The organism is Pseudoalteromonas translucida KMM 520, from assembly GCF_001465295.1.
Classification (GTDB): Bacteria; Pseudomonadota; Gammaproteobacteria; order Enterobacterales; family Alteromonadaceae; genus Pseudoalteromonas; species Pseudoalteromonas translucida.
The window spans coordinates 2368152-2391609 of the sequence record NZ_CP011034.1; the positions used below are offsets into that span (position 1 = coordinate 2368152).

Annotated in this window: 18 protein-coding genes, 5 tRNA genes and 2 pseudogenes; 5 read left to right on the top strand and 20 right to left on the bottom strand. The window is 40.1% G+C overall.

Annotation, left to right across the window (positions count from 1 at the left end; all coding sequences use genetic code 11):
* Positions 1–23: 23 nt before the first annotated feature.
* From PTRA_RS19035 to PTRA_RS11055, 12 genes and pseudogenes are all read right to left on the bottom strand, one after another.
* Positions 24–140 (bottom strand): annotated as a pseudogene (locus PTRA_RS19035) (transposase); the annotation flags it as partial.
* Between the two features lie 302 nt (positions 141–442).
* Positions 443–2344 (bottom strand): SurA N-terminal domain-containing protein, encoded by a 1902-nt coding sequence (locus PTRA_RS11005; protein WP_058373801.1) that lies wholly within the window; start codon positions 2342–2344, stop codon positions 443–445.
* Between the two features lie 171 nt (positions 2345–2515).
* A pseudogene (locus tag PTRA_RS11010) lies at positions 2516–2824 on the bottom strand (HU family DNA-binding protein); the annotation flags it as partial.
* Positions 2825–2994: 170 nt separating this feature from the next.
* Entirely contained in the window at positions 2995–5355 is a 2361-nt protein-coding gene (gene lon, locus PTRA_RS11015) for an endopeptidase La (protein WP_058373802.1), read from the bottom strand.
* Positions 5356–5504: 149 nt separating this feature from the next.
* Positions 5505–6788, bottom strand: a complete 1284-nt coding sequence (gene clpX / locus PTRA_RS11020) for an ATP-dependent protease ATP-binding subunit ClpX (RefSeq protein ID WP_058373803.1) — start codon at positions 6786–6788, stop codon at positions 5505–5507.
* 132 nt (positions 6789–6920) lie between these two features.
* A complete protein-coding gene (clpP, locus tag PTRA_RS11025) occupies positions 6921–7538 on the bottom strand; it encodes an ATP-dependent Clp endopeptidase proteolytic subunit ClpP (RefSeq protein ID WP_011328720.1) in 618 nt (205 codons plus the stop codon).
* A gap of 164 nt (positions 7539–7702) precedes the next feature.
* Entirely contained in the window at positions 7703–9007 is a 1305-nt protein-coding gene (tig, locus tag PTRA_RS11030) for a trigger factor (protein WP_058373804.1), read from the bottom strand.
* Between the two features lie 455 nt (positions 9008–9462).
* Positions 9463–9539 (bottom strand) — tRNA-Pro (locus tag PTRA_RS11035).
* Positions 9540–9603: 64 nt separating this feature from the next.
* A tRNA-Pro gene (locus tag PTRA_RS11040) sits at positions 9604–9680 on the bottom strand.
* Between the two features lie 15 nt (positions 9681–9695).
* Positions 9696–9771: transfer RNA gene (locus PTRA_RS11045), tRNA-His, on the bottom strand.
* 23 nt (positions 9772–9794) lie between these two features.
* Positions 9795–9871, bottom strand: a tRNA-Arg gene (locus PTRA_RS11050).
* Between the two features lie 117 nt (positions 9872–9988).
* Positions 9989–10065 (bottom strand) — tRNA-Pro (locus PTRA_RS11055).
* A gap of 345 nt (positions 10066–10410) precedes the next feature.
* On the opposite strand from PTRA_RS11055, the gene folD reads away from it, so the two are divergent.
* Positions 10411–11265, top strand: coding sequence for a bifunctional methylenetetrahydrofolate dehydrogenase/methenyltetrahydrofolate cyclohydrolase FolD (folD, locus tag PTRA_RS11060; protein ID WP_011328722.1), 855 nt, complete (start codon positions 10411–10413; stop codon positions 11263–11265).
* A gap of 88 nt (positions 11266–11353) precedes the next feature.
* Here folD and cysS read toward each other — a convergent pair whose 3' ends face one another.
* A complete protein-coding gene (cysS, locus tag PTRA_RS11065) occupies positions 11354–12733 on the bottom strand; it encodes a cysteine--tRNA ligase (RefSeq protein WP_058373805.1) in 1380 nt (459 codons plus the stop codon).
* A 155-nt stretch (positions 12734–12888) separates the two neighbouring features.
* Between cysS and PTRA_RS11070 the strand changes: the two genes are divergently transcribed.
* Positions 12889–13380: a peptidylprolyl isomerase gene (locus PTRA_RS11070; RefSeq protein ID WP_058373806.1), complete on the top strand. Its 492-nt coding sequence runs from the start codon at positions 12889–12891 to the stop codon at positions 13378–13380.
* Between the two features lie 112 nt (positions 13381–13492).
* Positions 13493–14233 carry a UDP-2,3-diacylglucosamine diphosphatase gene (locus tag PTRA_RS11075; RefSeq protein WP_058373807.1) on the top strand — a complete coding sequence of 247 codons (741 nt, stop codon included), beginning with the start codon at positions 13493–13495 and terminating at the stop codon, positions 14231–14233.
* A 26-nt stretch (positions 14234–14259) separates the two neighbouring features.
* Here PTRA_RS11075 and miaE read toward each other — a convergent pair whose 3' ends face one another.
* Positions 14260–15018: a tRNA isopentenyl-2-thiomethyl-A-37 hydroxylase MiaE gene (gene miaE / locus PTRA_RS11080; protein WP_099046604.1), complete on the bottom strand. Its 759-nt coding sequence runs from the start codon at positions 15016–15018 to the stop codon at positions 14260–14262.
* Positions 15019–15241: 223 nt separating this feature from the next.
* On the opposite strand from miaE, the gene PTRA_RS11085 reads away from it, so the two are divergent.
* Both PTRA_RS11085 and PTRA_RS11090 read left to right on the top strand, forming a co-directional pair.
* Positions 15242–15841 (top strand): Yip1 family protein, encoded by a 600-nt coding sequence (locus PTRA_RS11085; protein ID WP_058373809.1) that lies wholly within the window; start codon positions 15242–15244, stop codon positions 15839–15841.
* A 145-nt stretch (positions 15842–15986) separates the two neighbouring features.
* Complete coding sequence (locus tag PTRA_RS11090) at positions 15987–17318, top strand: IS4 family transposase (RefSeq protein ID WP_058373810.1); 1332 nt, start codon at positions 15987–15989, stop codon at positions 17316–17318.
* A 52-nt stretch (positions 17319–17370) separates the two neighbouring features.
* On the opposite strand, the gene purF is transcribed toward PTRA_RS11090, so the two are convergent.
* The 6 genes from purF to truA all read right to left on the bottom strand — a co-directional run bounded on the left by purF (position 17371) and on the right by truA (position 23418).
* The gene (gene purF, locus PTRA_RS11095; protein ID WP_011328728.1) at positions 17371–18897 is read right to left on the bottom strand and encodes an amidophosphoribosyltransferase; all 1527 of its coding nucleotides are present in this window, start codon (positions 18895–18897) and stop codon (positions 17371–17373) included.
* 18 nt (positions 18898–18915) lie between these two features.
* A complete protein-coding gene (locus tag PTRA_RS11100; protein ID WP_058373811.1) occupies positions 18916–19410 on the bottom strand; it encodes a CvpA family protein in 495 nt (164 codons plus the stop codon).
* 196 nt (positions 19411–19606) lie between these two features.
* Entirely contained in the window at positions 19607–20236 is a 630-nt protein-coding gene (locus PTRA_RS11105; RefSeq protein ID WP_058373812.1) for an SPOR domain-containing protein, read from the bottom strand.
* A gap of 11 nt (positions 20237–20247) precedes the next feature.
* Positions 20248–21513: a bifunctional tetrahydrofolate synthase/dihydrofolate synthase gene (folC, locus tag PTRA_RS11110; RefSeq protein WP_058373813.1), complete on the bottom strand. Its 1266-nt coding sequence runs from the start codon at positions 21511–21513 to the stop codon at positions 20248–20250.
* Positions 21514–21538: 25 nt separating this feature from the next.
* Positions 21539–22414, bottom strand: coding sequence for an acetyl-CoA carboxylase, carboxyltransferase subunit beta (gene accD / locus PTRA_RS11115; protein ID WP_011328732.1), 876 nt, complete (start codon positions 22412–22414; stop codon positions 21539–21541).
* A 209-nt stretch (positions 22415–22623) separates the two neighbouring features.
* The gene (truA, locus tag PTRA_RS11120; RefSeq protein ID WP_011328733.1) at positions 22624–23418 is read right to left on the bottom strand and encodes a tRNA pseudouridine(38-40) synthase TruA; all 795 of its coding nucleotides are present in this window, start codon (positions 23416–23418) and stop codon (positions 22624–22626) included.
* Between the last annotated feature and the right edge of the window lie 40 nt (positions 23419–23458).

The window sequence follows — 23458 nt, forward strand, 5'->3', positions numbered from 1 at the left end:
ATACGTAAAAGAGTACGCGTTTAGGTTTGATTAGTAAAATGGTCTACGCCGCATAAAAATGCACGGCGTACACAGCGCGAAATACAGTGGTAGTATTTTGTATCGACCAAACTTACCTGACGTTTTCTTGCGATAGCCATGTGTCACCTTGCTTAATTATCGTACTAGCTAGAGCTTAGTTAATTACACTGATATTATAAATATTAGAATGGGTGTCTTTATTGAAAATATTTTAAAATGGGTGTCTGCATTAAAAATATTTCAACTGTAAACCTAAATACCAAGTTTGGTTAATCACTTACTGATATCTGGCACCTTATTTTACTAATAACTGCTCTTACTCATAACTACTTTTCTTAATAACTACTTTTCCTAATAGCTGCTTTTTTACAAACAAAAAAGGCGCTTTAAAAAGCGCCTTTTAATTATTTTATTACGAATTTTACTCTGCGACTTGCGCTACATTTGGTAAGTTAATTTTCGCTTGAGCTTTTAACGACTCAATAAACACCATGTAGTTTTTGTTTGCTTGTGCCATGGTAATGTTTTGCTGAATTTGCGGGTCAATATTATCTGCAACTTCAGCGTTCGTTACCGATTTAAGCGCAACAATCGCAGCATCACCATTATTTAAATTAACTAGCTCAACGATTGCTGAATCAGTTGGATGAGCCATTTTAAATGTTTGCGTCACAATAGCTGGTGAAACAGTGTAGCTCTGACGCGTTAACTGCGCTTCTTGGCGAACTGTTAGGCTTTGCTCAGCGGCAACGTCATTTAAACTCTTTCCTGCTTGTACTTCTGCAAAAAGTGTACGGGCTTTTTCTTTAGCAAGCGCTGATGTTTTTTCGTTAACTAAGCTGGCTTTAATTTGCTCGCTTACATCGCTCAGTGCTTTAGTCGCAGCTGGCTCATGTTCGTTAACACGCACCACAATAACATGCTCATTACCTAACTCAATCAGCTCTGAGTTTACTTTATCTTCAAGTAAATCAACTGATGTTAATGCTGTAATAACTGCAGGGCTGTTTAACGGCTCTGGTAGCTCATTTAGCGCTACAAGTGGTGTAGACTTAACCTCTACACCCGCGGCTTCTGCTGCATCAACCAAGCGGTCTGAAATTTCAAACGCAAGCGCGGCCATTTCTGTTTGCTTTTCGTAAAATGCATCTACTTTTTCAGCTTTTTCTAGTTCTGCACGTAAATCTGCTTTTACATCATCGTAGGCTTTTACTTGCTGCGCCTGTAGGTCGGTTAGTTTAATAATGTGGTAACCAAATTCTGATGCTACAACGTCTGAGTAGTCACCTTTATTTTCGAGCGCAAATGCAGCGTCTTCAAAAACAGGATCCATTACATCACGTTCTATCCACTCTAAATCGCCACCCATTTCGCCACTTACAATATCATCAGACGATGATTCTGCTAGCTCGGCAAAATCTGCACCTTGATTTAATTGCGCTAATAAAGACTCTGCTTTTGCTTTAGCTGCATCATCGTCTTCACTGTTATCAATTAAAATATGCGAAACACGGCGCTTTTCAGGCTCAACGTATTGCGCTTTACTTTGTTCGTAATAGGCTTTTACGTCATCTTCAGTTACTGAAGCAACTGTAATGTCTTGCGCTTTTAGCTCTATGTAATTAACCGATAAACGCTCAGGAGATAAAAACTGGCCGCTGTTTAATTCATAGTAATCAGCTATTTCTTGCTCACTCACTTCAACGCTGTCTTGCATTGCTTCTTTATTAACTACTAGGTAGTCAATGCTGCGCGTTTGTTGTTGTAGGGCAATGGCACTCTCAAGTTCATTTTTTAGCGCAAAATCACTTCCCGCAACAGCAGATACAAGCTGGCTGCGTGTCATGTCTTTACGTAAGTACTCGCGAAATGAGTCTGGTTGAAAGTTCATTTGACGAATAACTTGCAAGTAACGGTCGTTGTTAAAGCTTTCACCAATTTTAAAATAAGGTAATTCTAAAATGGTTTGTCTTACACTTTCATCGCTTACACGAAGGCCTAACTCTGCCGCTAGTTGAGTTTGCAGTTCTTGTTGTACTAAACGGTCAATTACACCTTGGCGTATTTGCGCCATGTAATTTGGATCGGCTGCAATTTGGGTAAAGTATTCACCAAACTGTTGCTCTAATCGGCCTCGTTCATTTTGAAACGCACGATTAAATTCGGTTTGACTAATTTTAATACCATTTACTTCAGCAACAGGTTGTTCTGTGGTTTGACCTAGGTAACTACCAATTCCTGCTAAAGCAAAAGATAAAATCACGGCGCCTAAAATTACTTTGGCTATAGGTCCTTGCGAACCTTCTCTGATTTTCTCAAGCATTTGTTTATCTCTTTTCTGAGCAAGGTTTTTACCTTGTCATATGTAAAAAAAGCGTATCTTACCAGATACGCTTTTTCACTTGAAGTAACTGGCGGTAAAGTTACTTAATTCATCTTCTGTGGTAATTAAGTATTTTTACACTCGCCACAACTAATGTGTTTAAAACAGCGATTAGTTTACTGCGTCTTTTAGTGCTTTACCTGCTTTAAATGCAGGGATAGTTGCAGCAGCAATTTGAATTGTTTCGCCAGTTTGTGGGTTACGGCCTGAACGTGCAGCACGGTCACGAACTGAAAAAGTACCAAAACCAACAAGTGCAACTGAGTCGCCTTCTTTAAGTGCGCCAGTAACTGATTCGATAAATGAATCTAGTGCACGACCTGCAGCCGCTTTAGAAATGTCAGCATCAGCTGCGATTTGATCGATTAATTGAGATTTATTCACAATATCATCCTCTTTAATTGTTGTTATCAAGAGCGATTGTTTTTTACTAACATCACTGTTTTGAAAATTTAGAGCAAACTATTATGCTCATACGATTATATTTTTCTTAAGCCTAGTAACCATAAGGGCTAGGCTTGAAAACCAGTGCTTAACTTATCATACCGTTTAGATTTGAAAAGCCCCTAAAAGCACTTTTTTAGCGTTTTTTATCGGTTTTTCGGCGTTTCGACTGAAAAACTATCAACTGGGTGCACTAAAGCAAGTTTTAATACTTCATCAATCCATGTAACTGGGTGAATATCGAGGCCAGCCAATACGTTGTCTGGGATCTCTTTTAGGTCACGTTCGTTAATTTTTGGAATAATAACCGTTTTAATACCGCCGCGATGCGCCGCTAATAATTTCTCTTTTAAGCCACCAATTGGTAGTACTTCGCCACGCAATGTAATTTCGCCTGTCATGGCAACATCGGCACGTACCGGATTACCAGTTAAGCTCGACACTAAACCAGTTACCATAGCAGCACCTGCACTTGGGCCATCTTTAGGTGTTGCGCCTTCTGGTACGTGTACATGAATATCGCGCTTTTCATAAAAATCACTGTTAATACGAAACTCTTCCGCTCGGTTTCGTACTACTGTCATGGCTGCTTGTATCGACTCTTGCATTACATCACCTAATGAGCCGGTATAGCTAAGCTTACCTTTACCTGGTACTGCGGCACATTCAATAGTTAGCAAGTCGCCACCCACTTCAGTCCATGCAAGACCGGTAACTTGGCCAATACGGTCGCCGTCTTCTGCTTTACCGTAATCAAAGCGTTGCACACCTAAAAAGTCCTCTAGGTTGTGCTCATCAATAGTGACTGTTGTGGTGCCTTTTTCGATTAAAATATTTTTAACCGCTTTACGACATAGTTTAGATATTTCGCGCTCTAAATTACGTACACCCGCTTCACGCGTGTAATAACGAATAATGCCAGTAATGGCGCTATCTGCTATCTCAATTTCATGCTCTTTTAAGCCATTACGCTTAACTTGCTTGGTAATTAAGTGCTGTTTAGCAATATTTAGTTTTTCATCTTCGGTGTAACCCGACAAACGAATAACTTCCATTCGATCTAGTAATGGTCCTGGAATGTTAAAGCTGTTTGATGTAGCAACAAACATCACATCCGACAAATCGTAGTCAACTTCTAGGTAGTGATCGGCAAAATGACTATTTTGCTCAGGATCTAGCACCTCAAGTAATGCAGATGCGGGATCACCACGCATATCTGATGACATTTTGTCGATTTCATCAAGTAAAAACAATGGGTTTTTAACGCCCACTTTTGTCATATTCTGAATCATCTTACCTGGCATTGAACCAATGTAAGTACGACGATGACCACGAATTTCAGCTTCATCACGTACACCGCCAAGCGCCATACGAATATACTTACGACCGGTAGAGCGTGCAATAGATTGACCTAAAGAGGTTTTACCCACACCAGGCGGCCCTACTAAACACAAAATAGGCCCTTTAAGCTTGTTAGTACGTTGTTGTACGGCAAGGTACTCTAAAATACGTTCTTTAACTTTTTCTAAGCCGTAATGGTCGCTATCAAGTATTTTTTGCGCGCCAGCTAAATCTTTTTTAACTTTAGAGCGCTTTTTCCACGGGACACTAATTAGTGTATCTATGTATGAGCGCACTACACTGGCTTCTGCCGACATTGGCGACATCATTTTTAGCTTACTTAACTCAGCCGTCGCTTTTTCTTTTGCTTCGGTTGGCATGCCCGACTCTTCAATACGCTTTTTCAGCGCTTCAAACTCGTCTGGCACATCATCAAGTTCACCGAGTTCTTTTTGAATCGCTTTCATTTGCTCATTGAGGTAATACTCGCGCTGCGATTTTTCCATCTGCTTTTTAACGCGGCTACGTATTTTTTTCTCAACTTGCAGTAAATCTATTTCGCCTTCCATTAGCGCCATTAAGTATTCTAAGCGTTCGGTAACACTTGAGGTTTCTAATACTTTTTGTTTTTCAGGCACTTTTAATGGCATATGAGCTGCCATGGTATCGGCAAGGCGCGCCGGATCGTCAATCCCGGAAACCGAAGTAAGTACTTCTGGTGGGATTTTTTTATTAAGTTTTACATAGCCTTCAAATTGGCTAATTGCGCTGCGAATAAACACATCTTGCTCATGCTCATCTATTGATTCTGATTCAATAAACTGTGCATTAGCTACAAAAAATTCTTCGCTATCAATAAACTCTTCAATTTTTGCGCGTTGCGTACCTTCTACTAAAACTTTTACTGTACCGTCTGGTAACTTTAATAACTGAAGTACAGTGGCAATAGTACCAACACGATAAATATCATCTTGCTCAGGCTCATCTACAGTTGCATCTTTTTGGGCAACCAAGAAAATTTGTTTGTCTTTATCCATTGCCGCTTCAAGGCATTTTATTGATTTTTCACGGCCTACAAAAAGCGGGATCACCATGTGCGGGTATACCACTACATCGCGCAGTGCTAATACTGGGATTTCGACTCGATCGGTTCTCTCAAGCGTCATTATATTTCTCTTTGCACTTCATTTATTTTAAAGATTACTCAAGTATATGGGGATAACCTAATTAAAGTTCAACGATTTTCCCTTACTCGATTAAATTAATTATAAAAAAAGGAGCCTTAGGCTCCTTTTTTCATCAAATAGCTTAAAAACTACTCAGATGCCGCTTTATCTTGATTATTATTTTCATAAATCAAAATTGGGTCTGATTCACCTTTAATTACGGTTTCATCTATAACCACTTTGCTTACATTATCCATAGAAGGTAGCTCATACATAGTATCAAGTAATACACCTTCAACGATTGAACGCAAACCACGAGCACCTGTTTTACGCTCCATTGCTTTGTGGGCAATTGCAGCTAAGGCATCTTCGCGGAACTCAAGCTCAACATCTTCCATACCAAACAATACTGAAAACTGTTTAGTAATGGCGTTTTTAGGCTCACTTAAAATTTGTATTAGTGCAGCTTCATCAAGTTCAGTTAATGTAGCAACTACCGGTAAACGGCCAATAAACTCAGGGATCAAGCCGTACTTAACTAAATCCTCTGGCTCTACGTCTTTAAATGTATCACTTAAAGAACGGCTTGCTGCAGACTCTTTAACATCAACACCAAAGCCAATACCGGTATTTTTATGGCTGCGTTGCTCAATCACTTTATCAAGACCTGAGAATGCGCCACCACAAATAAACAAGATTTTAGACGTATCTACTTGTAAAAATTCTTGCTGTGGGTGCTTACGGCCACCTTGTGGTGGAACCGAAGCTATGGTGCCTTCTATCAGTTTAAGGAGTGCTTGTTGCACGCCTTCGCCTGATACATCACGTGTAATTGACGGGTTGTCTGATTTACGAGAAATTTTATCAATTTCATCTATGTAAACAATGCCACGTTGCGCTTTTTCTACATCATAATCGCATTTTTGTAACAGCTTTTGAATGATGTTTTCAACATCTTCACCCACATAACCCGCTTCGGTTAATGTGGTTGCATCGGCCATAGTAAACGGCACATCTAATAAGCGTGCTAACGTTTCTGCTAGTAATGTTTTACCACTACCTGTAGGACCAATTAATAAGATATTACTTTTACTTAGTTCAATATCTTGCTTAGTCGACTGATTACGTAGGCGTTTGTAATGGTTGTATACCGCTACAGACAATACTTTTTTAGCATGGTCTTGGCCAATAACGTAGTCATCTAAGTGTTTACGAATTTCTTTTGGTACAGGTAGTTTGTCAGAGGCATCGTGCTTAGGCGCAATGTCTTTTATTTCTTCTCTGATGATATCGTTACACAACTCTACACATTCATCACAAACATATACTGAAGGGCCTGCAATTAATTTGCGTACTTCATGTTGGCTTTTGCCGCAAAAAGAACAGTATAACAATTTACTACTTTTGTCGCCGTCTGTAGGAGTGTCAGACATTCAGCTACCTCATTTTATACGTTGGCCACCAAATTGGTCGATGGCTATTTCAATACGTTTTAACTATACCAAAATTTAATTTTTTCGCATAGTAACTCAAAGTGGCAAACAGCCTAGCCGTTTGCCAAACGCTTACTTGCTAGCGCGATTTTTAAATACTGAGTCTACAATGCCGTAATCTACAGCTTGATCAGCACTCATAAAGTTATCACGATCAGTGTCTTTAGAAATCACGTCTAATGGTTGGCCTGTATGCTCAGCCATTAAGCGGTTTAGCTTGTCTTTAATAGACAGGATTTCTTTGGCATGTATTTCAAAGTCAGATGCTTGACCTTGGAAACCACCTAATGGTTGGTGGATCATTACGCGCGAGTTAGGTAGGCAAAAACGTTTGCCCTTTGCCCCAGCGGTAAGTAAAAAAGCACCCATGCTAGCAGCTTGGCCTACACAAATTGTACTTACATCTGGTTTAATGAAGTTCATTGTGTCGTAAATTGCCATACCCGCAGTAACCGAACCACCTGGTGAGTTTATATATAAAAAGATATCTTTGTCTGGGTTTTCTGATTCTAAGAACAACATTTGCGCTAAAATCAGGTTTGCCATGTTGTCTTCAACAGGACCCGTTAAAAAGATAATACGCTCTTTTAATAATCTCGAATAAATGTCATACGAGCGCTCGCCTTTAGGTGTTTGTTCAACAACCATAGGGACCAATGCGTTTAGGGGATCTGTAATACCAATATTCATACTTATTTAATTCCTTATGCGCTTATACTTATCCTTATTAAAGAAAAGCATAGTTATCATTTTTCGCAAATTAAGAACCACAAACTAAAATGGCCCGAGCACACTGCATAAACAGAGTAACACGAGCCATTTAATCGTTAGCGAGCACTTAAGTCAATGACTTATTAAGCACCTTGCTGTGGATTCATGATGTCGTCAAATGCTGTTTCAACGTCAGTCACAGTTGCTTTAGCTAAGATAGCCTCAACAGCTTGCTCTTCCATTGCTACATTACGCATTTGCTGCATAAGTTGATCATTCGCTTTGTAGTATTCTACTACTTCAGTTGGATCTTCGTATGCAGAAGCTACCGTTGCGATTAATGCTTCAACTTTAGCGTCGTCAACTTTAATCTCGTTAGCTTTAATCACTTCACCTAATAAAAGGCCAGTTTTAACACGTGTTACTGCTTGCTCATGGAACAATTCAGCAGGAAGCTCAGGCATGTTTTGCGCATCGCCACCAAAACGTTGAGCAGCTTGCTGACGTAATGCGTCAACTTCTTGATCAACTAGTGCTTTAGGCACTTCAATTTCGTTGTTCGCTAAAAGACCTTTAATAGCTTGATCTTTAACGTTAGCTTTAACCGCTTGGTCTAGCTCACGTGTCATGTTCTTTTTAACTTCAACTTTAAGCGCGTCAACACCACCTTCGGTAACACCGAATTTAGTTGCAAATTCTTCGCTTAATTCAGGTAACTCTTGCGCTTCAACTTTTTTCACTGTGATAGTGAATTGAGCCGCTTTACCTTTTAAGTTTTCAGCGTGGTAATCATCAGGGAAGGTTACATCAGCAACTGCTTCTTCGCCTGCTTTTTTACCTACGATATTATCTTCAAAACCTGGGATCATACGACCTTGGCCAAGTTCTAATGGGAAGTCTTCGGCTTTGCCGCCTTCAAATACTTCACCGTCGATAGTACCTACAAAATCAACCGTTACACGGTCGTTTTCGCCAGCTGCTGTATCAACTTCAGCCCAGTCTGCGTGTTGCTTACGAAGTGTTTCTAGCATGTTAGCTAAATCTTCGTCAGTTACTGTTACGGCTGGTTTTTCAACTGTAATTTTGTCTAAACCTTGAACTTCAACTTCAGGGTAAACTTCAAACGTAGCCGAAAACTCTAAATCTTTACCAGCTTCAAGTGCTTTTGGAGCAAATGTTGGTGCGCCAGCTGGATTAATTTTTTCTGAAACAATTGCTTCATAGAAATTACGTTGCATTACTTCGCCAGCAACTTCTTGACGAACTGCTGGTCCAAAACGCTTGTTAATTACTGATGCTGGAACTTTACCAGCACGGAAGCCATCAATACGCTGCGTTTTTGACAGTTGTTGTAAGCGTTTTTTTACTTCATTCTCAACGTTCTCTGCAGGAACGGTGATGGTCAGACGGCGCTCAAGGCCTTGGGTCGTCTCAACAGAAACTTGCATGATTTACCTCAATCTTCAATTTTGGCGACTGTTCGCCTTATTTACACACAAAGTCATCTTTAGGAGTCTTGATAAAATTTAAACCTTTGTGGCTTAAAAACATTCGTCGCTACCACCAGATACCATTGCTGCTCTGCCCTGCGGGCACTATATTAAAATAATAGACGCGGCATTATAACGTAATATTGATGATAGTCGAGTGTAGGAAACAATTTTTTGAAGCACAATTGTGTTATTAGTAATCAAGCGAATAAAAAACAGGCTAATTTTGCAGCTAATCAAAAGTATAAAGTTAGAGCTTATAAGTTTTAAAATAGTTTATCAGTGAGTTTTATTATTTATTTTCGAATATTAACAATCTCTGGTTTAACAAAGTGTTCGATAATACTGATTTTGAAGTGAGTTATTCGTGTAAGACTAAAATCATTTTCATTTATTATTGTTAATAAAGAAAATGGTCGGCGATGCAGGATTTGAACCTGCGACCCCTTGGACCCAAACCAAGTGCGCTACCAAACTGCGCTAATCGCCGATATATTTTTCATACTTAATTTTTGAATACTTAAACTTTGTATTTAAGACCATTTATAAGAAAATGGTCGGCGATGCAGGATTTGAACCTGCGACCCCTTGGACCCAAACCAAGTGCGCTACCAAACTGCGCTAATCGCCGATACTCTTTGTAAATTGGGGTGACTGATGGGGCTCGAACCCACGACAACCGGAATCACAATCCGGGGCTCTACCAACTGAGCTACAATCACCACGGTATTTACTTGTTTTCAAATGGTGCACCCAGAAGGATTCGAACCTTCGACCCACGCCTTAGAAGGGCGTTGCTCTATCCAGCTGAGCTATGGGCGCATCGAAAACTTCATAGTTTACCAATAAGCTAATTACGTAAGTACAATGGCTTTGTGCAAATGTACTATTGCATTAATACCCAAATAATATTCCACTTAGCTTAATTACTTAAGAAAATGGTCGGCGATGCAGGATTTGAACCTGCGACCCCTTGGACCCAAACCAAGTGCGCTACCAAACTGCGCTAATCGCCGATGCTTATAATTGTTAGCGAGTGACCTCGTTGACAACGGGGTGCATAATAGTGATTTGGCTGGGTTAGGTCAAACGTTTTTTTAAGAAAACAATTCAATTGCTCACTTTTAGTTCATAATAGCCAGAATAACCTAATAGCCGGCTGAAATTTAGACTATTTTGTATAATCAAATACGCTATTAGCTAAAAGCAACTTGGCGCTTTAGTGCTTTTCTGCGAAAATAGTAAACATATTAAAAATGGATTTAATAAAGTAAGTATTTCTTTATTACATTACCCCTATTTTTTGTATATCCATTTTAAGTATCTGTATCAAGTTAATTAACCCTAATTAAAGGTCACCCATGACGGCAAACATCATTGATGGTAAAGCAATAGCAAAACAAGTACGTAGCGCAGTTGCACAACGCGTTTCAGAGCGAGTAGCACAAAACCTTCGTGCGCCCGGTCTTGCAGTAGTGCTTGTAGGACTCGACCCTGCGAGTCAGGTTTATGTTGGCTCAAAACGTAAAGCCTGTGAAGAAGTTGGTTTTATCTCTAAATCTTTTGATTTACCAGCAAATACCACTGAGCAAACACTATTAGAGTTAATTGATGAATTAAACAACGATCAAGAAATTGACGGTATTTTAGTACAACTCCCTTTACCTGAAGGTCTTGATGTAGAAAAGATTCTTGAACGCATTACCCCACATAAAGATGTAGATGGTTTTCATCCTTACAATATAGGCCGACTAGCTCAACGTATGCCAGCCCTTCGTCCTTGTACACCAAAAGGTATTATTACCTTACTTGACTCAACGGGTGTGCGTTACAAAGGATTGCATGCTGTGGTTGTAGGTGCATCTAATATTGTAGGGCGTCCTATGGCACTAGAGCTATTGTTAGCAGGTTGCACTACCACTGTTTGTCATAAGTTTACACAAGACTTAGAAACCCATGTTCGTCGCGCCGATTTATTAGTGGTTGCAGTTGGTAAGCCTGAATTTATTCCAGGAGACTGGGTTAAAGAAGGTGCGATTGTTATTGATGTAGGTATAAACCGTTTAGATAGCGGTAAGTTAGTGGGTGATGTTGAATATAGTGTAGCTGAGCAAAAAGCAGACTTTATTACCCCTGTACCTGGTGGTGTTGGCCCTATGACAGTGGCAAGCTTGATTGAAAACACCCTAGAAGCGTGTGAAAAGTACCATAGCTAAGTGGCAATATAATCAAAAAAGGGTTGCCAAGTGGCAACCCTTTTTAATACAACTAATAAAGTTAGTTATTATTTTTGAGATAAACCAATTACGCTTTACGCCAAGTGGTTTTACCGGCTGAATCTTCTAGTATTACGCCTAACGCACTAAGTGCATCGCGCGCTTCATCAGCAGCAGCCCAGTTTTTACTAGCACGCGCATCGTTACGCTTAACTATTAGCGCTTCAATTTGTGCTACTTCATTATCGTCTTGCCCACCTTGTAAAAAGGCTTCTGGGTCCTGCTGAGCAACCCCTAGCACTTCGCTTATGCTACCTAGTATAAATGCTAACTGCCCTGCTTGCTGGCTATCAATATCTTTTACACGGTTTAGCTCTTTAGCTAGCTCAAACAACACAGGTAATGCTTCTGGTGTATTAAAGTCATCATCCATAGCCTTTCTAAACTTAATAACATACTCGTTGTCATCAAGCTCACACGCTACCGGTTCAACCCCACGAAGTGCTGTATAAATACGTTCAAGTGATGAGCGAGCTTGATCTAAATTTTCTTGCGAATAATTTAGCTGGCTGCGGTAATGGCCCGATATTAAAAAGTAACGCACCGATTCTGCGTCGTACTGTTTTAACACTTCACGCACAGTAAAAAAGTTATCTAGCGATTTAGACATTTTTTCTTTATTTACTTGCACCATACCCGTGTGGATCCAAGTATTTACATACTTGCCATTATTTGCACAGCACGATTGTGCAATTTCGTTTTCGTGATGCGGAAACTGTAAGTCAGAACCCCCGCCATGAATATCAAAATGCTCACCCAAATGCTTTGAACTCATAGCAGAACATTCAATATGCCAACCCGGACGCCCTTCGCCCCATGGCGATGACCATGAAGGCTCACCCGCTTTGGCTTTTTTCCATAATACAAAATCAAGCGGATCGTCTTTATCTTGAGCAACCTCAACACGCGAGCCTGATTGCAACATGGTTAAATCTTGCTGCGATAATGCGCCGTACTGCTCGAAGGTAGAAACATCAAACAATACATCGCCATCGGCAGCAACATAAGCGTGGCCTTTGGTGATTAAGCGCTCAACCATTTCAATAATTTCATCCATGTGCGCAGTTACTGTTGGTTCAACATCGGGGCGTAACATGTTTAAACTATCAAAATCTTCATGCATGGCTTTCGTCATGCGCACAGTTAAGTCGTTTATTGACTCGCCGTTTTCGTTCGCGCGTTTAATTATTTTGTCATCAACATCGGTAATATTACGCACGTATTTTAAATCGTAACCAATGTGGCGAAGGTAGCGAACAATCACATCAAAGCCAACAAAGGTACGCGCATGCCCAATATGACAGTAATCATAAATGGTGATACCACACACATACATGTCGATTTTGCCTTCGACCATGGGTTTAAATTGCTCTTTTTGTCGCGTTAGTGTGTTGTATATATTAACCATTTACTTTGAGTCCTTGACTATTAACTTGAGCAGCTATGTTACCACTTGAAAAGCCCCTGCTCTAGCGCTTTATAACAAAGCAAACATCTACTTTGTTAATCTTAGCTAACTGAGATAAAATAGCGCGACTATTTAAACCAGATACAGGAAACCTCATGGTTGTTCTACACACTAATTTTGGTGACATCACCATTAAAATGTTTGATCAAGAAGCTCCAAACACAGTTAAAAACTTTTTAGAGTATGCAAATACTGGCTTTTTCAACGGCACTATCTTTCATCGTGTAATCGATGGTTTTATGGTTCAAGGCGGTGGTTTTATCCCTGGTATGGATCAAAAAGAAGTAAATGATCCAATTAAAAATGAAGCTAACAATGGCCTATCAAATAAAGTAGGTACTTTAGCAATGGCACGTACGCCTGATCCTCATTCAGCTACAGCGCAATTTTTCATTAACGTTAACGACAACGATTTTTTAAACCACAGCAGCGAAACGTCGCAAGGCTGGGGTTACTGTGTATTTGCTGAAGTTGTTGAAGGCATGGACATAGTTAATAAAATTAAAGGCGTAGCAACAGGTAGCAACGGCTTTCATCAAGACGTACCACTTGAAGATGTAATTATCGAAAGCGTTACTGTTAACTAATAGCGTTTACTCACATTATGTGAGTATATAAGCGGGTATTAATATTAATTAAGTTTAAATATTTACTTAATTTATATAAGCCCGCTTTTATTTTATCTAAAAAGACTCACCTATGACTCGCAAAACTTATTTTATTGCCGACTTACACCTAAGTGAAAACCGCCCTGATATTAGCGCGGCATTTTTTAGCTTTTTAAATACGCACATACTTAATCAAGATGTAGATGCACTGTACATTTTAGGTGATTTTTTTGAAGTATGGGTTGGCGACGACTACATTACAACGCTGAGCGCTAATGTAGCAAAGCATTTAAAAGCAGTCAGTGATAGCGGTACACCGGTTTATTTTATTCATGGTAATCGCGACTTTATTATGCGCGACAAGTATGCCGCAATGGCAGGCATGACTTTACTTGACGAGCAAACCGTAATAGATTTATACGGTACACCAACGGTTATTTTACATGGCGATGAAATGTGTACTCAAGATATAGAGTACCAAACGTTTCGTCGTAAAAGCCGCGGATGGTGGTGGCCAAAACTAATGCTGGCTATGCCACTATGGTATCGCAAAAAAATAGCCCGTAATGCACGCGAAAAAAGTAAGCTTAGCCAAGCCAATAAACCCCTTGAAATACTCGATGTGGTTGATGACGCGGTACTCGCTACTTTTGCTAAGCACCAAGTCACTAATATGATCCACGGCCATACTCATCGCCCTAATGTGCATACTTACACAGTAAACCAAGAAACTTTAACGCGTACGGTATTAGGTGACTGGTACACCCAAGGCTCTTATTTAGTGGTTACACCACAAGCTCAAAAGTTAATTAGCACCCCTTTTAAGGCGTAAAATGAGTGCTACAAAAGGTTAGTTTTTTATACAGGAATACCGCTATGAAATTTAAAGTCGGTATCGGGCGTTGCAATGAGCTCACGTTCTTTTTCTGCAAAAAACTGCACTCGCTCGGTAATATCAAAGTCGGCAATTTCTTGAGCCAGCGTTAAATAATCTTGATAATGGCGCGCTTCTGAGCGCAATAGCGAGATATAAAAGTCACCTAAACGCTTATCCACATGCGGAGCAAGCTTAGCAAAACGCTCGCACGATCGCGCCTCAATGTAAGCACCCACTATAAGCTTGTCGACCAATGCATCAGGCTCAAAGGTTTTTACATTGCGCAGCATACCTTTAGCATAACGGCACGGGGTAATACTTCTATATTCAACATCGTACTCGTCCATAATTTCTAATACTTGATAAAAATGATGTAACTCTTCTTTTATTAGCATCACCATTTTATCAATTAACTCTTGCCCATACGGCGAGTTAGATTTAGGAATAATAGCCTTGGTAAGCTTATTTTTAGCCGCTAAGTCACGCCAATTTCCTTCACGTTTATAAATTAATGTTTCAAACGGTTTTAACCACTCAAGTAGAGCGTCGCTACTTTCTTTATCCACCGCATACTTACGAATTAAAAACATCGCCGATTGCGCCGCCTTTAACTCACATATCAAATGGTCGATTAATATAATTGATAGATTTTCTTTTTTTATCGCTTCATCAACCCACTGCTGTGGGGTTTCGCATTTTAAAAAACTTAAAATTGGCGCTAATAATTGTTGCGTAGACACTTTTTGCATATCTCAGTATAGCTATAAACTTAATAACGATTTTACCATGAAACCTTTTTAAAAGATCACCACGGCCTACTTTTACATGGGTATCATTTACAATTACAAAATGTTAATACAATGTTACCTTGACTTTGTAATGCAAGTGAACCATAACTGTATAGTGACTGTATAAAAATAAAACAGTAAAAAACTAATAAGTTACTTTTATGGAGTAAACACTATGATACTAAATCACCTATGGGGGCTTTACGCTCACCCACTTGAAGAATGGCAAACAATTGATAACCGCCATGAAAGCCTAACTTATAGCCTCTCGCATATTTTGCTGATTGCGCTGTTTCCTTCGGTTATGGGGTACTATTCATCGGTATATTTAGGATGGAGCATAGGTACAGGAAACCCCGTATTTTTAACCCATGACAGTGCACTACTTATTGCAATTGCAATGTATGTGGCGCTAATTGCAGGTATATTTGCTTTGGCTTATTTAGCCCATTGGATGGGAGTAACATTTGGAGCACAGCCCACTTTCACTCAAGCTCTCGAACTAGCAGCCTATACTGCAACGCCGGTGTTTATGTCGGCACTAGCTGCTTTTTTACCGCACTTATGGTTTGTGGTGTGCGTAGGCATGGTTGCTTTGGCTTACTCGGTGTATTTACTTTATACCGGTGTGCCAATATTAATGCATATACCAGAAGAGCGAGGCTTTATTTACGCAAGCTCTGTAGTAACTTGTGGCTTAATCTTACTGGTTATTATTTTAGCAGTTACCGCTATGCTATGGACAAATGGGATAGTGAGCCCCATGTTTACATAAGTATTACACCGCGTTGGAGTAAAAGTATTTGTGCTTTTGCTGCACAAAAAAAGGAGCTAATTAGCTAATGCAGATCGTTTAAGCTAATTGAACGATCTTTCAGAGGCTTCATAATAGGCTACAACAGAAGTTGTGGCCTATTTTTATGTCTGAATTTATTAAAGAATTACACCTTACTACTGAGTTTTGCCAAGATCGTGATATTGATTCGTTCACTAAGCACATTCCCCTTGAGTGGATTGAAGAAGCTGTTACCCAAACAGGAAGAGCATCAGTACGCAAACGAGGCTTCCCCGCCGAGCAAGCCGCTTGGCTTGTGTTAGGAATTGGTTTATTAAGAAACCGCTCAATATCTGAAGTCTGTGACAAACTAGAGCTCGCTTTTCCTGACGCTAAAGGAGAGCTTCCACCATTGGCGACCAGCAGTATTATAAAAGGGAAAGAAAAGCTAGGCGCTGCGCCTATGAAGCACCTTTTTAAACATACAGCAACGCAGTGGGAGCAGTCGCAAACGTTTGATGACGTCTGTGGTTTAAAGCTACTAAGCGTTGACGGTACACAATTTAAAACCCAAGATACCCCGAGTAACCGTCACTTTGGATATGCTCAATCGACAACTAACTTTCCCTCAGTACTTGCTGTGACCTTGATGTCGACAAGAACGCATTTAATATCCGATGCAGCGTTTGGCCCTATCACTCAAAGTGAAATTCATTATGCTCAACAGCTTGTTGGCTCAGCACCTGAACATTCATTGACCCTATTTGATAGAGGTTTCTTTTCGGCTGAACTATTCACGAGCTGGCAAGGTGTTAGCGAAAATCATCATTGGCTTACGCCCATTAAAAGCAAAATGCGCTATGAAATAACGGGATCATTTAGTGAGTATGACCACTTAATAACAATGCCTATTTCGCCACAAGCTAAAAAATCAGCCCCTTACCTAGGTGATACATGGCAAGCAAGACTTATTCAAATTCCAACACCTAAAGGTGAAATAAAAGGGTTCATCACCTCATGCGTCTGTCCAGAAAAATACCCGCTAAAAGCGCTACTCGGTGTTTATTGGCAAAGGTGGGAAATAGAGCGAGGATATGGTGAGCTCAAGCAATATCAATTATCTAGTAAACCAGCGCTACGGAGCCTGAAACAGGAAGGTATTTATCAAGAACTATGGGGTATTCTGACGTCATACAATATCGTGAGGCTTGAAATGGCAGAGATGGCTAAAGCCCATAAAGTGGAGCCATTACGCATCAGTTTCATAAACGCATTATACCTGATACAAGACGAGTTTTTATGGTGCTCAGGTCGAAGCCCCGGGACAATCCCTAAAAAGCTGAAAGAACTACGTGAAAACGGGAAACGGCTAATATTACCGGAGAAAAGAAAGCGAAAAGCTTATCCGCGAGCGGTGCTCGCAAAGACACAAAAATATCCGGTTAGGTATAAACGAAAAAACACCACTCGTTCTTAAACGAGTGGTGTTAGCTAATTAGCTCCTTTTTTTATTTAAGTATTTTTAACGATTAGTCTGATTCGTTTTCATCTTGATTATGAATTTCTAACCCTGAAGACATCGCATTTTCGCGAGTACTTTTTGCAGAGTCATTACGCATTTTATCAATACGATTTAAGTAATCTTGATCAATGTCGCCAGTTATATATTGGCCATCGAACACTGATGTTTCAAATTTAGTGATTTCAGGGTTTTCTTTGCCAACCGCAGCAATCAAATCTTTTAATGATTGAAAAATCAAACCGTCAGAACCAATACTTGCATTAATATCTTCCACTTCACGGCCATGAGCAATAAGCTCAGCCGCAGATGGCATATCAATACCGTACACATTAGGAAAACGTATTTCAGGAGCGGCTGATGCAAAATAAACATTTTTCGCACCCGACTCTCTTGCCATTTCAACTATTTGCGCTGAAGTAGTACCACGCACAATTGAGTCATCAACCAGTAATACGTTTTTGCCTTTAAACTCACGATCTATGGCATTTAACTTTTGACGCACTGATTTTTTACGTAACTCTTGGCCTGGCATAATAAATGTGCGACCAATATAACGGTTTTTAACAAAACCTTGGCGGTAAGGTAAATCAAGAACGCGGGCTATCTCGAGCGCAATATCACACGATGTTTCAGGAATAGGAATAACCACATCAATGTCTTTATCGGCCCACTCACGTGCTATTTTTTCACCCAATTTAGTTCCCATATTTACCCGTGCTGCATAAACAGACATACGGTCAATGGTTGAATCGGGGCGAGCAAAATAAACAAACTCAAAAATACATGGTGAATAAGATACTTTATCTGCACAGCTTAACGAGTGAAATTCACCGTTTTCGGTTACATAAATAGCTTCACCGGGTGCTACGTCACGAATAAATTCAAAACCATCTTGTTTTAGTGCAACACTTTCTGAAGCAAACATGTACTCGGTGCCTTTTGCGCTTTCGCGCTTACCAAATACCAATGGACGAATACCGTTAGGGTCACGAAACGCCACCACACCGTGACCAATAATCATTGCGATAGCAGCATAACCGCCATTCACTTTGTTATTTACTTCGGTAATAGCGGTAAAAATATCTTCTGCGCCAAGCTGTAACTTGTTTGATTTGCTTAACTCATGCGCAAGAATATTAAGTAATATTTCTGAGTCAGAGGTGGTGTTTACATGGCGTCGTGCTTCTGAAAACAATTGCTCTTTTAACTCTTCTGCATTCGTTAGGTTGCCATTATGTGCTAATGCAATACCAAAAGGAGAGTTTACATAAAATGGCTGCGCTTCTGATGAGCTTGACGAGCCAGCTGTTGGATAACGAACATGGCCTATGCCAATTGTTCCCTGCAATCGTTTCATATGGCGAGTGTGAAATACATCTCTCACTAGACCATTTGCTTTGCGTAAGCTAAACGTATTGTTGTCAATGGTAATAATACCCGCGGCGTCTTGGCCGCGATGCTGCAAAACAGTTAAGCCATCATAAATCGCCTGATTAACTGGCGATGTTCCGACTATTCCAACGATACCACACATGTAATTTATCCTCGCCGATTAACGGTTTACTGAATTTAAAAAGCTTGAGTTGTTTTCAAGGTATGAAAAAAACCATTCAACAACAAAGCCAAATTCCGGAATCAAAATAGAGTTGCCCCACCAATGCGTACTAGGCGCACCTGTGAAAGCATCAAGAAAGAAGAGTAACGCGCTCACGACCAACACGCCTCGAAGAGCACCAAAAACTATGCCAAAAACACGGTCGGTGCCTGATAAACCAGTACGTTGTACTAATTCACCTAAAATGTAGTTTAGTAAACCGCCCAACAATAGCGTCACAAAGAATAATATGGCTATGGCCGCTGCATTTCTTAAAAGGGGTTCAGAAATGGTAGTTAGGAAGGAAGCTAAATATTGATAGAACAAGCTAGAGATGATAAAAGCGCCAGCCCATACGGCTAATGACATAGCTTCTTTAACAAAGCCGCGTATTAAACCGATGACGGTAGATAGTGCAATAATGCCAAGAATGGCGTAATCAACCCAGATCATAAGAACCAATTAGTCGCTAATTTGGGGCGCATTCTATACCTAAACATCGTTAATATGCAAGTTTAAGCGGGAGATAACTGGTTGCCCAAAACAGTAAATTTTAACCTTAATTAAAATAGTTTTGACCAACAAATGAGAAGTGTTATACGACTAATAAAAACACCTAACCTTGCTACACAAGGCTAGGTGTAACACGTTACTTGGTTACTTCAAATTGCGTTATTTTACCATTGAGCTTAGTTAGCTCTTTAAGTGCTGGTAATTGCTTTTGTAGCTCATTTTTATTAAGCGATGGGCCAACAAATACTTTAGTTAATGTACCGTTTGGCGTTTTTACTGGCTTAGTAAAGGTTTTAAACCCTTTAGCTTGTAGCTTTGCTTGCAGCGCTTTTACGTTTGCCGCATGAGAAAAACTACCTAATTGAATGACATAAGCCATGCTGGTTAGGTTCTCATTGTTTTGGCGTGGCTTGATTGATTGTACCGGCGCAGCTGCTTGTGGTTGAGCTTTAGGCGCTATTACCGCCTCTACCACTTTAGCTTCTGATTCATAGTCACTTTGAGCAATATTAGCTTGTTGTTCAAAAGCGATATCATCAGCTTGAATATCTTCTATCTCATCTTGTTGCAGCGAGTCTGTCCCGGCTACGTTTTCATCAATTTCTTGCTGCAGATCGATTGTTTTGAACTCAGAGCGTTCTGGAATCGCTTTAAAGCCTTCTTTATAGTGCACTTTTTCACCATCAAGTATGTTAGGTATAAACACAATTGCTGCGATTACCACGATACTTGTTCCGACTAAGCGATTTATAAAACTTGAGTTCACCGATATTCTCTCTATTTTTTAAAGTAATTAATAGCGCCAGCAACAGTAAAAAATGAACCAAAAACAATCAAAACAGTGTCGTTTTGTTGTGTTGGCAAAATTACATCGAGTGCTGCTGCTACGCTATTATAACTATGCTTAATATCATTATGCGGTATGCTTTGTAGCGCATTTTGTAAGTTGCTAGCGCTATCACCACGTGGGCCATTTAAACTCGCTAACGACCATTGATCAACTAAATGGCTTACTTCCTTGAGCACACCTGCTTTATCTTTATCAGCAAGCATAGCGACTAATGCATGAATTTTAAAGCCTTTATCTTTGTAGCTTAGTAATTTACTTGCTAAATATCGAGCCGATTCAGGATTATGCGCTACATCGGTATATACCAAAGGTTGCTCGCTTAACTGCTCAAAACGCCCTTCCACAACCAGATTAGCTAAACAGGCTTTGATCACCGACTCACTCGGGAGTAAATTTAACACACTTAGCGTGGTTAGTGCGGTTGCTGCATTTTGACTAGGAATTGCTGGTTTAGCTAACTCAAGGTTGTACTGTTGATATTGCCAGCTAAAGGTATCTGCGTGCTCTTTAAATATAAAGTCACTGCCTGATAAAACCATCTTGGCATTTATTTCATCGCCATAATCAGTCATGGTATGGGGAATATTTAAATCGCCAATAATAGCCGGCGTATTTTCACGAAAAATACCCGCTTTGTCATAAGCAACGAGTTCGCGCGTATCACCTAAGTATTCTTTGTGATCTAAATCGATAGTAGTAATAACACTCGCAAAAGGCGTAACAATATTAGTGGCGTCATAACGCCCGCCTAAACCTACCTCTAAGAGTACGTAGTCAACCTCACAGCGCTTAAAAATAGCCAGCGCACCTAAGGTGCCATATTCAAAATAAGTGAGTGCGGTATCTCTGCGCCCTTGTTCTAGTAAATGAAAGGCATCAACATGATACTGGTCGCTAAGCTCTTGCCCATTTACCCGTACACGTTCGTTATAGTGCGTTAAATGTGGTGAAGCATACGTACCTACGCTAAGGCCTTGCGCTAAAAGTAACGACTCTAGGCAGCGTGCTGTGGTGCCTTTACCATTGGTACCGGCAATCAAAATAATTTTACTTGAGGTATTTAATAGCCCAATGTTATTAGCAACACTGGCAACGCGTTCTAGCCCCATTGCAATATTTGCAGGGTGAACACTTTCTAAATAAAAAAGCCAATCATCAAGGCTTGATGATTGGCTAGGAATTGTTTTTGTCATAGCGTGAGATCAATAAAGCTTAAATTTACGCTACTCTATGCTCTTGCTCAGTAGAAGGCAAGTTCATAAACTTAGCCAAAATGCGTGCCAATGTATCGCGCATTTCACGACGGTCAATAATCATGTCTATTGCACCGTGTTCAAGCAAGAATTCACTGCGCTGAAAACCTTCTGGGAGTGTTTCACGCACTGTCTGCTCAATAACACGCGGCCCTGCAAAACCAATTAATGCTTTTGGCTCGCCTACGTTAATGTCGCCCAACATAGCAAGCGATGCAGAAACACCGCCCATTGTTGGATCAGTCATAACTGAAATAAATGGTAAGCCTTTTTCTGTCATTTTAGCAAGCGCAGCACTGGTTTTGGCCATTTGCATTAATGAAATAAGTGCTTCTTGCATACGTGCGCCGCCAGATGCCGAAAAACAAATAAGTGGCATGTTATGCTCTAAGCATTGATCAACAGCGTCAACAAAACGTGCACCTACTACCGATGCCATTGAACCGCCCATAAATGAGAATTCAAATGCTACAGCAGCTACAGGAATACCTTTTAAATGTCCCTTCATTGCCACAAGCGCGTCTTTTTCACCACTTGATTTTTGCGCCGCTGTAATACGGTCAGAATATTTTTTTGAGTCTCTAAATTTAAGTACATCTTTAGGTTCGTGCTGTGTACCAAGTTCTACACGGTCACCTTCATCTAAAAAATACTCTAGGCGCTTACGCCCACTAATACGCATGTGATGATCGCACTTAGGACATACATTTAATGCTTTTTCTAATTCGGCTTTATACAAAATAGAATCACACGATGTACACTTAGCCCAAACACCTTCTGGAATTTCTTTACGACCTGATGCTTTTGTCGTTTTAGGTAAGATTTTTTCTAGCCAACTCATTTGCAACTCTCTTAATGCTGTTCTGTGTCGCGAGCTTGCATGCTTATCATGCAAACAAATTTTCTCAATTAAAACATGAATTACACTAACACGGTATCAAAAACTGGTCTTAGTAGTTGCCAGCGCTTAGGTAAATAACCTGAACTCTGGATAATACGTTAGTAAATTTCTTAACCAGAGTTGAGGTTAAGCAGTTAAAAACCACCAAATTAAATACTAATATCTGGTAAAAACAAAGGCCCTAATGGCGTTTTAGGTATGTTAAATTGTTCAGGGTAATCAACGTCTACCAGGTATAAACCGGCAGCTTTAGCGGTTGCACTTGCCTTTGCTCGCTCTTTTAAATCTAGTAATTCTTTTAGCCAAACAGGTTGTTGTTTGTGTAAGCCTATATCCATTAAACAACCCGTTATATTACGTACCATATGATGTAAAAAAGCATTGGCTTTAATATCTATAATAACGTAACTGCCTTGGCGCTGTACCGATAAATGCTGAATTGTTCTAATAGCAGTATTTGCTTGGCAGTGAATAGCACGGAACGACGTAAAGTCGTATTTACCAATTAAATACTGACACGCTTCTTGCATTTTTGTTTCATCAAGCGTGTGATGAAAGTGCGTAACACCTTCGTTTAATACCGCGCCACGAAGTGGATTATTATAAATAACATAACGATAACGGCGTGCTGTTGCACTAAAACGAGCATGAAAGTCATCTGCCACTGGCTGAGCAAAACGAATAGCAATATCTTTTGGCAGCAATGTATTCATGCCTAAAGTAAATGCCACCATATCGCGCGGTGCATCTGTATCAAAGTGTACAACTTGCCCGGTACCATGCACACCGGCATCGGTACGCCCTGCGCATACAATTGCAACCGGATGATTACAAATACGCGATAATGCTGTTTCTACTTCTTGTTGTACGCTATTTACGTGTGATTGTCGTTGCCAACCACTATAGCGTGCGCCGTTGTACTCAACTCCAAGTGCTACTCGCATAATTACTGCTTTACCTACTGTGCTAATGAACGGGGCATTT

What these genes read in the sequence shown, in the direction of transcription:
- PTRA_RS11100 (WP_058373811.1), bottom strand. Translation starts at nt 19,410, where the DNA reads ATGATCTGGGTTGATTACGCCATTCTTGGCATTATTGCACTATCTACC.
- tig (WP_058373804.1), bottom strand. Translation starts at nt 9,007, where the DNA reads ATGCAAGTTTCTGTTGAGACGACCCAAGGCCTTGAGCGCCGTCTGACC.
- PTRA_RS11090 (WP_058373810.1), top strand. Translation starts at nt 15,987, where the DNA reads ATGTCTGAATTTATTAAAGAATTACACCTTACTACTGAGTTTTGCCAA.
- PTRA_RS11005 (WP_058373801.1), bottom strand. Translation starts at nt 2,344, where the DNA reads ATGCTTGAGAAAATCAGAGAAGGTTCGCAAGGACCTATAGCCAAAGTA.
- purF (WP_011328728.1), bottom strand. Translation starts at nt 18,897, where the DNA reads ATGTGTGGTATCGTTGGAATAGTCGGAACATCGCCAGTTAATCAGGCG.
- lon (WP_058373802.1), bottom strand. Translation starts at nt 5,355, where the DNA reads ATGACGCTTGAGAGAACCGATCGAGTCGAAATCCCAGTATTAGCACTG.
- folC (WP_058373813.1), bottom strand. Translation starts at nt 21,513, where the DNA reads ATGACAAAAACAATTCCTAGCCAATCATCAAGCCTTGATGATTGGCTT.
- accD (WP_011328732.1), bottom strand. Translation starts at nt 22,414, where the DNA reads ATGAGTTGGCTAGAAAAAATCTTACCTAAAACGACAAAAGCATCAGGT.
- folD (WP_011328722.1), top strand. Translation starts at nt 10,411, where the DNA reads ATGACGGCAAACATCATTGATGGTAAAGCAATAGCAAAACAAGTACGT.
- truA (WP_011328733.1), bottom strand. Translation starts at nt 23,418, where the DNA reads ATGCGAGTAGCACTTGGAGTTGAGTACAACGGCGCACGCTATAGTGGT.
- clpP (WP_011328720.1), bottom strand. Translation starts at nt 7,538, where the DNA reads ATGAATATTGGTATTACAGATCCCCTAAACGCATTGGTCCCTATGGTT.
- PTRA_RS11085 (WP_058373809.1), top strand. Translation starts at nt 15,242, where the DNA reads ATGATACTAAATCACCTATGGGGGCTTTACGCTCACCCACTTGAAGAA.
- cysS (WP_058373805.1), bottom strand. Translation starts at nt 12,733, where the DNA reads ATGGTTAATATATACAACACACTAACGCGACAAAAAGAGCAATTTAAA.
- PTRA_RS11070 (WP_058373806.1), top strand. Translation starts at nt 12,889, where the DNA reads ATGGTTGTTCTACACACTAATTTTGGTGACATCACCATTAAAATGTTT.
- clpX (WP_058373803.1), bottom strand. Translation starts at nt 6,788, where the DNA reads ATGTCTGACACTCCTACAGACGGCGACAAAAGTAGTAAATTGTTATAC.
- PTRA_RS11075 (WP_058373807.1), top strand. Translation starts at nt 13,493, where the DNA reads ATGACTCGCAAAACTTATTTTATTGCCGACTTACACCTAAGTGAAAAC.